The 12946-nt window shown below is 58.4% G+C and carries 9 protein-coding genes; 5 read left to right on the top strand and 4 right to left on the bottom strand.

What is annotated here, in order from left to right:
• Positions 1-70: 70 nt before the first annotated feature.
• From QMX84_RS23990 to QMX84_RS23980, 3 genes are all read right to left on the bottom strand, one after another.
• On the bottom strand, positions 71-3754 hold the full coding sequence (locus QMX84_RS23990; protein WP_282364943.1) for a translocation/assembly module TamB domain-containing protein: 3684 nt from the start codon (positions 3752-3754) through the stop codon (positions 71-73).
• Positions 3751-5478 carry an autotransporter assembly complex family protein gene (locus tag QMX84_RS23985; RefSeq protein ID WP_282364942.1) on the bottom strand — a complete coding sequence of 576 codons (1728 nt, stop codon included), beginning with the start codon at positions 5476-5478 and terminating at the stop codon, positions 3751-3753. The genes QMX84_RS23990 and QMX84_RS23985 overlap by 4 nt, the downstream gene beginning before the upstream one ends.
• A gap of 63 nt (positions 5479-5541) precedes the next feature.
• The gene (locus tag QMX84_RS23980; protein WP_262126604.1) at positions 5542-6192 is read right to left on the bottom strand and encodes a GNAT family N-acetyltransferase; all 651 of its coding nucleotides are present in this window, start codon (positions 6190-6192) and stop codon (positions 5542-5544) included.
• Between the two features lie 167 nt (positions 6193-6359).
• Here QMX84_RS23980 and xthA point away from each other — a divergent pair, with 167 nt between their 5' ends.
• Together xthA and QMX84_RS23970 are read left to right on the top strand one after the other, a co-directional pair.
• Complete coding sequence (gene xthA, locus QMX84_RS23975; RefSeq protein WP_282364941.1) at positions 6360-7172, top strand: exodeoxyribonuclease III; 813 nt, start codon at positions 6360-6362, stop codon at positions 7170-7172.
• Positions 7173-7313: 141 nt separating this feature from the next.
• On the top strand, positions 7314-8630 hold the full coding sequence (locus QMX84_RS23970; RefSeq protein WP_153333617.1) for a phosphate ABC transporter substrate-binding/OmpA family protein: 1317 nt from the start codon (positions 7314-7316) through the stop codon (positions 8628-8630).
• Here QMX84_RS23970 and QMX84_RS23965 read toward each other — a convergent pair.
• On the bottom strand, positions 8627-9841 hold the full coding sequence (locus QMX84_RS23965) for an acyl-CoA dehydrogenase (protein WP_262126602.1): 1215 nt from the start codon (positions 9839-9841) through the stop codon (positions 8627-8629). The genes QMX84_RS23970 and QMX84_RS23965 overlap by 4 nt on opposite strands.
• Before the next feature lie 157 nt (positions 9842-9998).
• On the opposite strand from QMX84_RS23965, the gene QMX84_RS23960 reads away from it, so the two are divergent.
• Genes QMX84_RS23960 through QMX84_RS23950 form a run of 3 tightly spaced genes read left to right on the top strand, consistent with a single transcriptional unit; the run spans position 9999 to position 12312 of the window.
• On the top strand, positions 9999-10964 hold the full coding sequence (locus QMX84_RS23960) for a LysR family transcriptional regulator (RefSeq protein WP_048387343.1): 966 nt from the start codon (positions 9999-10001) through the stop codon (positions 10962-10964).
• Positions 10965-10990: 26 nt separating this feature from the next.
• The gene (locus QMX84_RS23955) at positions 10991-11389 is read left to right on the top strand and encodes a MerR family DNA-binding transcriptional regulator (protein ID WP_048373101.1); all 399 of its coding nucleotides are present in this window, start codon (positions 10991-10993) and stop codon (positions 11387-11389) included.
• Between the two features lie 26 nt (positions 11390-11415).
• Positions 11416-12312 carry a hydroxymethylglutaryl-CoA lyase gene (locus tag QMX84_RS23950; protein ID WP_262126601.1) on the top strand — a complete coding sequence of 299 codons (897 nt, stop codon included), beginning with the start codon at positions 11416-11418 and terminating at the stop codon, positions 12310-12312.
• Positions 12313-12946: the final 634 nt, after the last annotated feature.

Raw genomic sequence — 12946 nt, 5'->3', positions numbered from 1 at the left:
GGCTGCGATCTCTTGAAAGATCAAAAGATCGCAGCCTGCGGCAGCTCCTACAGGGATCGGGTTTTTAGCTCTAGAAATCCCGTTTGTAGAAAATATCCAGCGAGCTGGCCAGGCCGCTGGCCACTTCGACGTATACCCGCTTGCTCAGTTTGTAACGCAAGGCAATGGTGCTGGCCGGCTCAAACACGCCATAACCGTAACGCACGCTCAGGCGCTCGTTGATCTTGCCACTGGCCACCAAAGCGGTGTTGTCGCCGCTGCCCTCGGTATCCAGCTCGAAATCCTTGAGACCAAGATGGTTGGCCAAACTGGTGGTCACCCCCGAGCTGCCCATCAAGCCCAACCCCAACGCCGCTTGCGCGAGCATGTTGTCGTCTTCACCGGTACCGGTCAGTGGACGCCCCAGAATCAGGTAAGACAACGCCTGTTCCTGGCTCATGGCCGGCTCGGAGAAGATCTGCGTGGTCGGCTGTTCGGCGCTGCCGGTGAGGCGAATCCCGGCAATCACGTCATCAGTCTGGCGCACCGCTTCGATGTCCAGGTAAGGCTGAGAAATCGGCCCGGCAAACAACAGGCGAGCCCGGCGGATCGTCAGCTTCTGACCATAGGCCCGGTAGCGGCCATTGATCAGGCGCAGTTCGCCGCGGGTGTCCAGGTCGTTGCCGATATGAAACTGCCCCGCCAGATCGGCGTTCAACCCAAAACCGGAGAACGTCAGCAACTCCTGACCCACCACCACGTTGATGTCCATGTCGACCACCATCGGTGGCGACGCGGACTCATCGCCGGTGTCTTGCCCGACGATCACCGTGTCATCCGACACCTTGACCGTTGAAGGCGGCAACTCGCGCACGGTGATTTCACCTTTGGGGATATTCACCGTGCCCGCGATCAACAAGGTGTTGTCCGGCTTGAGGGAGATTCTCAGGTCCGGGGCAACGTCCAGTTTGGCGTAGGGTTCGACGGTGACCGGCAAGTGGTTGCCCTTGAGCAAGACATTCACGGCCATCGTCTGGCCCCAGGCAACATTCCCGGTAATCGTGCCCTGCCCTTGCTTGCCGCTGGTCCAGCCACCATCCAACTGCATGGCTTCACCCATGATGTGGGCTTTGAGCTGCAAGTTCTCGAAGCTGGTCGGCAGCTCGGGGCCGGAGATCTCGCCGCCCGTGAGCGACACATCACCGGTGATGTACGGCGCGACCAGCGCCCCCGAAATCGACCCGGAGCCGTTCAACTGGCCGGTGAGTTTTTCAACCATCGGGGCGAACGGCCGCACCACAGAGACGTCCAGGCCGGTCAGGCGGAAATCGCCGGTGATCGGCTTGTTTTTAGGCAGCGGGTTGATCCGCGCCGACAACATCACCTGCCCGAGTTTTCCGCCATCAAAGTCGAACTTTGCATCGACCCGGTTAGGGTTGAGGTTGCTGGTCAACTTGAACGCCTGATACGGAAAATCAACCCATTGACCTTTGTCCTTGATGCGCAAAGTGCCGCCGCTGGCATCCACCACCACCTGGCCTTTAGGCCCGCTGGCGGGCAAATCGAGTATCAGGTCGGCATTCAGTTGGCCTTGCCACTGGAAGTCTTTGGGGAACCATTCGGCGAGACTGTCGAGCGGGAACTGCTTGAGGTGCATGCGCAGCTTGGGATCAGGCATCAAACGCTGTTCTTCACCGCACAAGCTGGCCGGGCCAGAGGTCAGGCACAGCGCACCGAGATTGATCCGGCCATCAGCCAAACGCTCAAGCCGCGCCGGGTTTTGCAGGGTCCATTGCTGCGGGCCGTACTTGATGTCACCGCTGAGCAGGCGCCCACGCCAGTTGTCCTTGTCGAGGCCGCCGTCCAGTCCCAGAGCGAGTTGCAACATCGGCCCCTGCAAAGCCAATTGCAGTTGTTGGCGCTTGATGTCACCGCTGCCCGTGGCCGTCAACACACCAAACGGCGTATCACCGGCCTGGATCCCGCTGCCTTTAAGGTCGAAGCGCCCGCGCTGGGATTTATCCAGGCTGGCATCCAGCGTGAGGCTTTGCAGATGGTTATCGGCAAAGGCCACTTGCTGACCTTGCAAAGTGACTTTGCCTTGCGGCGCCTGAAGCGTACCCGCCACGTCTACCCGGCCCTTAATCTGGCCACGCAATTCTGGCCACAGTTGGGCCAGACGCGGCAGGTTCAAATCAAGTTGCGCCTTGATTTGCTGCTGCAAGCTGGCGGTACCATTAATGCGGTTATCACCCAGGCGAATGTCCAGAGCGCTGACTGTCCAGGCGTCGCCCTCACCCGTGGCTTTGGCCTGAAGCATCGCAGGCTGGCCACGCAGGCGCCCTTTGAGGTCGAGGTTGGCGTCCAGTTTAAGCTGCTCGTTTTTGAACTCGCCGGTGCTGCGCAGCGGGCCCGCCAGGGTGCCCGGCAGTTCAGCCACCCAATACGCCGGGTTGATCGCGCTCAAGTCCAGCGCCGTATCCCACGCTACGCCATCGGCAAACTGCACATTGACGTGGCCCCGGGCTTTGCCCTGCCCCGCCACCAGCTCCAACTGCGGCATGAAGATTTTTTCGAGGTCACCACTGAACGGGCTGCTGACGCTGAAGGCGCCCGCCGGCCCGGTCAGGTCGGCCTTGAGGTTGCCCAGGTACTTGCCGTCGGTATAAGAAACATCGCCATTGAGCGTGCGCAAATCCACGTCTGGCTTGGCAATGACCGGGTAAAGGTTGTGCCAGGGGAAATCCAGCCAGTCGACCTTGGCCTCGGCACTCAGGCCTGAATGCCAATCCACCTGACCCGACAGTTTCAAATGTTGCTTGTCGTTGGCGGTCAGGTCGAGGGTGCTGACTTGTGCGCCCTTGGCGTCAACCCGGCCCTTGAGCAAGAGGTTCACCGGGGCTTGCTCGGCAGGCAAACTGGCGCTGCCTTCAAGTTCATAACCGCCTGTGAGGTCGCCTTTGGCCGACAATGCCAACTGATTCAGCTGCAAGGTGTCGGGCAGTTCGCTGCTGGGTTTGAACTGGGCCGAGGTGATGGTGACTTGCGCGGGCAGGTTTTCGGCCAGCGGCTCCAGTGCGCCGCTCAAGTGAGCGTCCAGGTAGCCTGTACTGTCAGCGACCAGATTGATCGAGCTGCGCACATGGCCGTCAACTTTCAGTGCCAGGGCCCACGGCTTATTGTCTTGCTGCGGCAGATTGACCGTACCCTGCAAGGTCACCGGCCAGTCACCCACAGGTTGCAACAGGCCCGACAGCTCGACGTTGAGGTCTTCACGCTCGATGCGCGCCGAGTCGATCTGCAGCCCTTGGGCTGTCCACTTGGCGGCAATCTGTACGCCTTTAAGTTGTTCAACACCGTCAAACACGATGCTGCCCACTTTCACCACCCCGACTTCTATCGCCACTGGCAACTTCAAATCAGGCAACTCAATCGGCCCGCTGCTGCTGTCTTTTTCACTCGGGGCAAATTGCAGGTTGACCTTGTCGGCCTGCAACTGATCGATGCACAAGGTCATGCGCATCAGGCACGAAGGCGACCAGGCGAAAATCGGCCGGCTCACTTCGACACGATCAGCCCCTTGCTCCCACACCAATTGATCGGCGCTCCATTGCGCGCCCAGGCGGCCAGCAAAGTTGTCAATGTGCAAGCCGGGCACTTGCGCCAGCGCCCAGCGGCTACCTGCTTGCGTGCCCAAAATGGCAGCGACGCTGACAACTACCAGCAGCACTAACGCCAATAGCACCAGCCCCGCTATTTTCAAACCACGAATCACAGTTCTGGCCCCATCGAGAAGTGCAAACGAACGCCGCCATCGTCATCCAGCGCATGGGCCAGATCGAGACGGATGGGGCCTACCGGCGAGATCCAGCGGATGCCCACCCCGACCCCGGTTTTCAAGCTTGGAAAGTCGAGGGTCTTGAAGGCGTTACCTTTGTCGACAAACGCCGCCCAGCGCCATTTTTCGGCAAATTGATACTGGTACTCGACACTCCCGGCCAACAAGTAGCGCCCGCCGATACGGTCACCGTCGGAGTTCTTGGGTGACAGACTCTGGTAGTCATAACCGCGCACGCTCTGGTCACCACCGGCGAAGAAGCGCAATGACGGCGGGATAGATTTGTAACCATTGGTGGCGCTGCCGCCAAACTCGATACGGCCCAGAAAACGGTGCTTGTCCCACAACGTTTTCAGCGCCTTGAACTGGATATCGCCGTGCAGCAGGTTGGTGTCTGACATCAACCCTTGCTTGGCCACTTGGGTGCTCAGGTTGACGCTGTAACCGTGGCTGGGGTCAATCCGGTTATCGCTGCGCAATACCGCGTAGGACAGGCCCGGCATCAACAAGGTGCTCAGGCCCGAGTCATCACCCAAGCGATATTCTTCGTGCTGCCATCTCAGCGAAACAATCCGCGTCCAGCCGTTATCCAGTTTGCTGTGCCACTCAGGGCCGACCGTGAGCAATTTACTCAAGGTGTCGGTGTTGGCGATTTCTTCGTACTGATAACCGGCGGCAAAACGCAGTTTGTCAGTCAATGGTGGATCAAGCGGGATGTCGTACCAGGCCCCGATATTTTGCTTGGGCTGGGAAATTTCAGACTCAAAACCGTAGCTGTCGCCCCGAGGGTTGTCCCAGTGACGGGTCCAGCTGGCTTTACCTCGCGGGCCGGTGTCGGTTGAGTAGCCAAGGCCCAGGGTCATGGTGCGTGGTTTGCGGGTATCGAGGTCAACATCCACCGGGATCACTTGCCCCACCGCCGTACTCGGCGCGGCATCAACGCGCACAGTTTCAAAGTAACCGCTCGATTGCAGGTTCTGGTTTAACTCGGCGACCAGCTCAGAGTCATAAGGGGTGTTGGGCTTGAAGGGCACCAGACGGTCGAGCAAGGTCTGGTCAAACGGTGCGTCACCGGCAAAAGTAACTTTGCCCAGCAGGAAACGCGGGCCGCTTTCGTACACAAGGTTGATATCGGCATACCCGCCTTTGGGGTCGACCAGCAGTTCGTGTTTGAGGAACTTGCCGTTAAAAAAACCGTAGCGCAGCGCGCGGTTGAGGATCATGCGCTTGGCGTCTTCGTAGTTGCCTTGATTGAGCACGGCGCCAGGCTTGAGGTCATCACTGACCGGAATTTCAAAGGCTTTGAGCGAGGCCGCAGGGCCTTCAACGCGCACCGTCACGCTGCGCAGGTGCACGGGCTCGCCGGGGTCGATGTGCAACACCAGGCGCGGCGGGTCGCCCTCTGGCACATCGGCTTCGATCTTGGGTTGGTAATAGCCCAAGGCCTGTAACGCTTTAAGGGCCTGCTCCTCGGCACCCCGCTTGAAACGCAATAAAGCCGCCTCGTCGCGATCGCCAAGGCTGCCTATATAACCTTCCACGTTGGCCTTAAGGGCATCGTTTGCCGGTTTGACCTTCACCACCAGCTCGCTTTGGGCATACGCCGCAAAGCTGCTGATCAGCAGGACAACACCACTGGTAAATCTTCCTGGAAACTTCATAGGCGCGGATGCTATCACGGGCTGAGGGGGTCATAGAGCGCGCCAATGGGCAAAAAGTTGCCCTTAAGCCGTTGCTGCTTGTAACACCTGTGGGTTGGCGTGGAAGAAAACATGCTCAACGATGGGCCCCAAGGGCACTTCACCAATTTCGACATAACCATGACGCTTATAAAACTCCTGGTAACGCGGGTTGCTGCTGTCGAGGACGACACCTTCTGAATGTTCGTCCACGGCGCACCAGTTATGTACCGCTTCCAGCAACTGTTCGCCATAAGAAAAGTCTTGAAAATCAGGATGAATGGCCAACAACGGCAACATATGCACCGCATCACCCGGCACGCAGGCCAAAACCGCTTGATGGTATTCAAGGTAGCGTCGCGTACCGCGCAAGCCCGCCGTCAGCACCATGCGCAGTTGCCACGCCCAACTCTCAGTAATGCCCAGGCGCCGTTGCGGCGGAGCAATCAGGGCAACACCGATCAGGCGGTCATCCACCAGCAACCCCAACGCGGGCAATTGCTGGAAAAAATGTTGTTTGACCAGCGCCCGAACCGTGGCCCGCACCCGTTGCGCGTAGCCCTTGCGATGGGCCTCAAACACATAACGGAAGGTCGGGTCATGCATATACGCCTCATACAGCAAAGCCCGGGTTTCTTTGGAGTAACCGCTGTCGAGCTGGCGGATCTGGCAAGTGGCATTCAACGTTTGCGTCATGACGGTCAATCTCCCTGGCGTCGCTTGGGTTGCGGCACTTCTCGAGAGTACGAGCTCGCAAGGGCCGCAACAGTTCCATCTGCTTGAATGCTTCCTACGTTAGCAGTCCATTTGCCCCACTGCACGCTGGCCGCTAACATCGCAGTTTTCCTCAGGACTGCCCGCCCATGAAAATCGTTTCTTTCAACATCAATGGCCTGCGCGCTCGGCCGCATCAGCTGGCAGCGCTGATCGAAAAACACCAGCCGGACGTGATTGGCCTCCAAGAAACCAAAGTCAGCGACGAGCAATTCCCCTTCGCCGATATCGAAGCGCTGGGCTACCACGTGCACTTTCACGGGCAAAAGGGCCATTACGGCGTTGCGCTGTTGTCACGTAAGCCCCCGCTGGAACTGCACAAGGGCTTTGCCAGCGACGAAGAAGACGCGCAACGACGCTTTATCTGGGGCACCTACGCTGACGACAATGGCCAGCCGGTGACCATCATGAACGGCTATTTCCCGCAGGGCGAAAGCCGCGACCACCCGACAAAATTCCCGGCCAAGCAGCGTTTCTACAGCGACCTGCAACAGTTGCTGGAAGGCCAGTTCAGCAACGAACAGCCGCTGGTGGTGATGGGTGACGTCAACATCTCCCCGCAAGACTGCGACATCGGCATTGGCCCGGACAACGCCAAGCGCTGGCTGAAAACCGGCAAGTGCAGCTTTCTGCCGGAAGAACGCGAGTGGTTTGAGCGCCTCAAAAACTGGGGCCTGGTGGACAGCTTCCGCTACCTGCACCCCGAGGTGGCGGATCGCTTCAGTTGGTTCGACTACCGCAGCCGCGGGTTTGAAGACGAGCCTAAACGTGGCCTGCGCATTGACGTGATTCTGGCCTCTCAGGCGCTGGTGCCACGCATCAAGGCCGCCGGCGTCGATTACGACCTGCGCGCCATGGAAAAACCGTCTGACCATGCACCGATCTGGCTCGAACTGAACTGATCTAAATTTGTAGGAGCGAGCTTGCCTCGCGATCTTTTATAGGTTCAAAAGATCGCGAGGCAAGAAGGTGGGCGTAACTGTATTGAAACGTTTCTGACTTAAATTGCTGGCAACTCTATGGCTCCAGGAAGGTGCCCGCTGATGTTGCGCTTAAAGTCACTGATCCTGCTGTGTGTAATCACCCCTCTGGCCTTTGCCCGGCCTGCGGCGGATTTGCACATTCAGGGTTCTAACACCATAGGGGCCAATCTCGGCCCGGCATTGGTGACGGCCATGTTGATAGAGCAAGGTTTTCACGATGTTCACAGCATCCCGGTTATCCCCCCTAACGAATACAGCATCGTCGCCACCAAAACCTTGGGCCAGCAGGTCCGTGTCGATGTGTCGGCACACGGCTCCGGCACCGGTTTTAGTGCGCTCAAGGCCGGGCAAGCCGACATGGTGGCCTCGTCTCGGCCGATCAAAGACCGCGAGCTGGTCGAACTGGAAGCCCTCGGCGATCTGAAAAGCCCCGAAGCCGAGCAAGTCATCGCCATCGATGGCCTGGCAATTATTGTGCACCCGCATAACCCGCTGAAAAAACTCAACACCGAGCAACTGGCCAAAGTGTTCAACGGCGACATCACCACGTGGGAAGCGCTGGGCGGCGTGGGCGGTTCGATTAATTTGTATGCCCGGGATGACCAGTCCGGCACCTGGGATACCTTTAAAGAGTTGGTCCTGAGCCGCGCCGGTCGGCCGCTGAGCAGCACGGCCCAGCGTTTCGAGTCCAGCGAAGCGCTGTCCGATGCAGTGAGCAAAGACCCCCACGCCATTGGTTTTATCGGCCTGCCCTACGTGCGCGAAGCGAAATCCCTGGCCATTGTGGATGGCGCGTCGCAGCCCATGCTGCCGCTCAACAGCCTGATCGCCAGTGAAGATTACCCCCTTTCACGCCGCCTGTTTTTTTACCTGCCGCCCACCAGTCAAAACTCGCTGGCCAAGGCGCTGGTGGCGTTTACCCAGAGCGCCCAAGGCCAGGCCATCGTCGCGCAAAACGGTTTTATTGCCCAAACCGTGCAGGCCAGCCACGTGCAGCCCGGTGCGCACATGCCCGAGGAATACCTGGAACTGACCCGTGAGGCCCAGCGCCTGTCGGTCAATTTCCGCTTTGAAGAAGGCAGCGCCACCCTCGACAACAAGGCGCGTCAGGATCTGCTGCGCGTCGTCGACTATTTAAAAACCCACGACAAACTCAACAAACAGGTGACCCTGGTGGGGTTTGGGGATGCCAAGGATGACCCGGAACGCGCACAACTGTTGTCAAAGCTCAGGGCCATGACGGTGCGCCGCGAACTGGTCAAAAGTGGCGTAGTGTTGCGTGAGATTCGCGGCTGCGGTGCGCAAATGCCGGTGGCGGCCAACACCGAAGATGAAGGCCGCCTGAAGAATCGCCGGGTTGAAGTGTGGGTGTATTAACCCGGCGATTGTGCGTACTTGTCCAACTCGAATTTGCCAACCGCCGCCCGGTGCACTTCATCCGGGCCGTCCGCCAAACGTAAGGTACGCTGCATGGCGTACATATAAGCCAGCGGAAAATCCTGCGAGACCCCTGCCCCGCCATGAATCTGAATCGCCCGGTCGATCACCTTCAACGCAACGTTGGGGGCAACTACCTTGATTTGCGCGATCTCGCTTTTCGCGACCTTGTTACCCACGGTGTCCATCATGTACGCCGCTTTCAAGGTGAGCAGGCGCGCCATGTCGATTTCCATTCGCGAGTCAGCGATTTTGTCGACGTTACCGCCCAGACGCGCCAGCGGTTTACCAAACGCCGTGCGTTGCAGCGAGCGCTGACACATCAGTTCCAGCGCACGCTCGGCCATGCCGATTGAGCGCATGCAGTGGTGGATGCGGCCCGGACCAAGGCGGCCCTGAGCAATTTCAAAACCCCGGCCTTCGCCCAGCAGGACGTTTTCGTACGGTACACGCACATTCTCGAACAGCACCTCGGCGTGACCGTGGGGCGCATCGTCGTAACCGAACACCGGCAACGGGCGAACAATTTTCACGCCGGGTGTATCGACCGGGACCAGGATCATCGAGTGCTGTTGATGGCGGGCATTCTCAGGGTTGCTGAGGCCCATGAAGATCATGATTTTGCAGCGCGGATCGCAGGCCCCGGACGTCCACCATTTACGGCCATTGATCACCCATTCATCGCCGTCACGCACGGCACGGGCATCCATGTTGGTGGCATCGGACGAGGCCACATCCGGCTCGGTCATGGCGAACGCCGAGCGAATCTCGGCACGCAATAGCGGCTCCAGCCACTGCTGTTTTTGCTGTGCATTGGCGTAACGTACCAGCACCTCCATATTGCCGGTGTCCGGTGCAGAGCAGTTGAACGGCTCCGAGCCGAGCATCGACCGGCCCATGATCTCGGCCAAGGGCGCGTATTCCAGATTGGTCAGCCCGGCGCCGAGTTCCGACTCCGGCAAAAACAGGTTCCACAGGCCTTCTGCCTGGGCCTTGCGCTTGAGTTCTTCCATGATTGCCGTCGGCTGCCAGCGATCACCTTGCGCCACCTGCTGATCGAAAATCGCCTCGGCCGGATAGACATAAGCCTCCATAAACGCCGTGACGCGTTCGCGCAGCGCCTGAACTTTCGGTGAGTATGCGAAATCCATGGGTGGCTACCTTTTACCGTGAATGTATATAGAAGTTGCCGTGATGCTAGATCAGCCCTCCTCCATTTGCGCTGTCTATTAACGACGTGTATTACCATTCATAAGCAATATATGATTCACCCCATCGCCTCATCACCAACAACAAGAGCCCAGTGCCATGAACCTGAGCAAGGTCGACCTCAATCTGTTCATCGTCTTCGACGCCATTTACACCGAAGCCAACCTGACCCGTGCCGGACAAATCATTGGCATCACCCAGCCAGCGGTGTCCAACGCGCTGGCCCGGCTGCGTGAAACCTTTAACGACCCGCTGTTTGTGCGCACGGCGCAAGGCATGGTGCCCACGCCCATGGCGCAGAACATCATCAGCCCGGTGCGCAGCGCATTGGCCCTGCTGCGGGTGTCGGTGCAAGAAAGCCGTACGTTTAACCCGCTGCAGGCCAACAAGACGTTCCGTATCAGCATGACCGACCTGACAGAAGCAGTGATTTTGCCGCCGCTGTTTCAGCGCTTACGCCGACATGCCCCGGCCGTCGTGATCGAAAGTTTTTTAGCCCACCGCCGCGAGACCACCAGCGACCTGGCGGCAGGACGACTGGATTTCGCCGTCGATGCGCCGCTCAACACCGACGCCCAGGTGCGCCACATCAAGTTGATGGAAGACCGCTACGTGTGCGCCATGCGCCAGGGCCACCCGTTGGCGGGCAAGGCCAGTATCAGCCTCGACGAGTACCTGGCGCTGACCCATATCCATATCTCGACGCGCCGCAACGGCCTCGGCCAGGTGGATCTGGCGCTGGGCAAAATCGGCCTGCAACGCAAAATCACCTTACGCTCCCAGCACTACTTGATGGCCTCCAATGTTTTGCAGCAAACCGACATGGTCATGACCGTGCCCGAGCGTTTTGCCCGTCGCCATGGCCTGCATTTTGTGCCGCTGCCCATCAGTGAATTGCCGAGCGTGGAAACACATTTGTACTGGCACGAAAGCACCGAGCAAGACCCCGCCAACCGCTGGATGCGTGAGCAGTTGATCGAGGTGTGCCAGCAGCAATTGGCATTGGAAAAGAAAGCCGAGGCGCAGCGCTTGCTTGACGTAAACGTCAACCAGCCTTTAGCTTAACCGCATGATCCTTCCAGAGCCCGCCCATGAGCAGCCAGACGTACAGTATTTCCGACCTTGCCCGCGAACTTGATATCACCACCCGCGCCATTCGTTTTTACGAAGAACAAGGCATGCTCGCCCCTGAACGTCGCGGTCAGGAGCGGATCTATTCGGCGCGGGACAAAGTCAGCCTGAAGCTGATTTTGCGCGGCAAGCGCATCGGTTTTTCGCTGGCCGAATGTCGCGAGCTGATAGAGCTTTACGACCCTACCAGCGGCAACCAGAAACAGTTGAACAGCATGCTGGCCAAAATAGCCGAGCGCCGCGAACAGCTGGAGCAACAGTTGCTGGATATTCAGCAGATGCAACTTGAACTGGATACGGCCGAAGAACGCTGTATCCAGGCGCTTGAACACACGATAAAAAGTCAGACGGCCTCCTAAAACATAACAACCCTGGTGATCCCCCCATGACATTTCCCACCCATGTGCGCCTGATTGAAGTCGGCCCGCGCGACGGTTTGCAAAATGAAGCCCAGCCCATCAGCGTGGCCGACAAGGTGCAGTTGGTGAACGCCCTGACCGACGCCGGGCTGGGCTATATCGAAGTCGGCAGCTTTGTGTCGCCTAAATGGGTGCCGCAAATGGCCGGTTCCGCCGAGGTCTTCGCGCAGATCCAGCACAAGCCGGGTGTGGTTTATGGGGCGTTGACGCCGAATATGCGCGGCTTTGAAGACGCTGTCGCCGCCGGAGTTAAAGAAGTGGCGGTGTTCGCCGCCGCTTCCGAAGCGTTTTCGCAGCGCAACATCAACTGCTCGATCAGTGAAAGCCTGGAACGCTTTGTGCCCATCATGGAATCCGCCAGGCAACACGGCATCAGCGTGCGCGGCTATGTGTCCTGCGTGCTGGGCTGCCCGTACGAAGGCCAGGTGTCGGCGCAACAAGTTGCCGACGTGGCCAAAGAGCTGTACGCCATGGGCTGTTACGAAGTGTCGTTGGGCGACACCATCGGCACCGGTACGCCCTCGGCAACCCGTGCCATGTTCGAAGCCGTCGGGGCTTATGTCCCCCGCGAAAAACTCGCCGGGCATTTCCATGACACCTATGGCCAGGCCATGGTCAACATCTACGCCAGCTTGCTCGAAGGGATCAATGTGTTCGACAGCTCGGTGGCAGGCCTGGGCGGCTGCCCGTACGCCAAGGGCGCCAGCGGTAACGTGGCCACCGAAGACGTGCTGTACATGCTCAACGGCATGGGGATCGAAACCGGGATCGACATGGACAAGCTGTTACTGGCAGGCCAGCACATTTGCAACGTGCTGGGGCGTGTTACCGGGTCACGGGTCGCCAAGGCGCGACAGTGCTAAAAAGTGTGGCTGAGTGTTACCGCTCCCTCACACAAACGAGTAACACGGAAACAAACCGGCCTTGATCCAGGCCGGTTTTTTATTGCCTTAATATTTAAACCATTGATTTATAAGGCTTTTTAAAAGTTGGCACGGCTCCTGCTATCTCTATGGCATAACAAGAATAAAAACCGCAGCAACATAATAAGAACAATACGAAACGACTCTGACATAACAAAAACAACACGGCAGAGACGCAGCTAACAGATTTTTTTGGAGAAGGTTTACTTTTCCGGGGAGCCAAGAGCCACCTCGCAACCGGGCAGAGAACAATAAAACTACCTTCAGGTAGCACCCGTTCAGGTTGGATCACCGGTTTGATAGCCAGTGATAAAAGTGGATCAGCGCTCAAAAAAATACGTTTGCTCTTGATCCCGGATGGGGATCGCAAAAAAACGCAGCAAAGGGTGAGTTCCAAAAACAACAATAGACCACCCTTCAATAATAAAAAGAGCACGCAACGACACGTTAAAGGGGAGCCTAGGCTCCCCTTTGTGCTTTCCGGGGTTTGTGTTTCTGTGGGAGCGGGCTTGCTCGCGATTCAGCCAACGCGGTGTGCTTGTTGCACACCGCCGACCCATTCGCGAGCAAGCCC

This window comes from Pseudomonas sp. PS01297, assembly GCF_029959305.1.
Taxonomy (GTDB): Bacteria; Pseudomonadota; Gammaproteobacteria; order Pseudomonadales; family Pseudomonadaceae; genus Aquipseudomonas; species Aquipseudomonas helleri.
This window is presented reverse-complemented; position numbering and strand designations above follow the sequence as displayed.

Bases quoted from the DNA above. Each gene is read 5' to 3' on its own strand.
- QMX84_RS23985 (WP_282364942.1), bottom strand. From the start codon at position 5,478: ATGAAGTTTCCAGGAAGATTTACCAGTGGTGTTGTCCTGCTGATCAGC.
- QMX84_RS23980 (WP_262126604.1), bottom strand. From the start codon at position 6,192: ATGACGCAAACGTTGAATGCCACTTGCCAGATCCGCCAGCTCGACAGC.
- xthA (WP_282364941.1), top strand. From the start codon at position 6,360: ATGAAAATCGTTTCTTTCAACATCAATGGCCTGCGCGCTCGGCCGCAT.
- QMX84_RS23970 (WP_153333617.1), top strand. From the start codon at position 7,314: ATGTTGCGCTTAAAGTCACTGATCCTGCTGTGTGTAATCACCCCTCTG.
- QMX84_RS23965 (WP_262126602.1), bottom strand. From the start codon at position 9,841: ATGGATTTCGCATACTCACCGAAAGTTCAGGCGCTGCGCGAACGCGTC.
- QMX84_RS23960 (WP_048387343.1), top strand. From the start codon at position 9,999: ATGAACCTGAGCAAGGTCGACCTCAATCTGTTCATCGTCTTCGACGCC.
- QMX84_RS23955 (WP_048373101.1), top strand. From the start codon at position 10,991: ATGAGCAGCCAGACGTACAGTATTTCCGACCTTGCCCGCGAACTTGAT.
- QMX84_RS23950 (WP_262126601.1), top strand. From the start codon at position 11,416: ATGACATTTCCCACCCATGTGCGCCTGATTGAAGTCGGCCCGCGCGAC.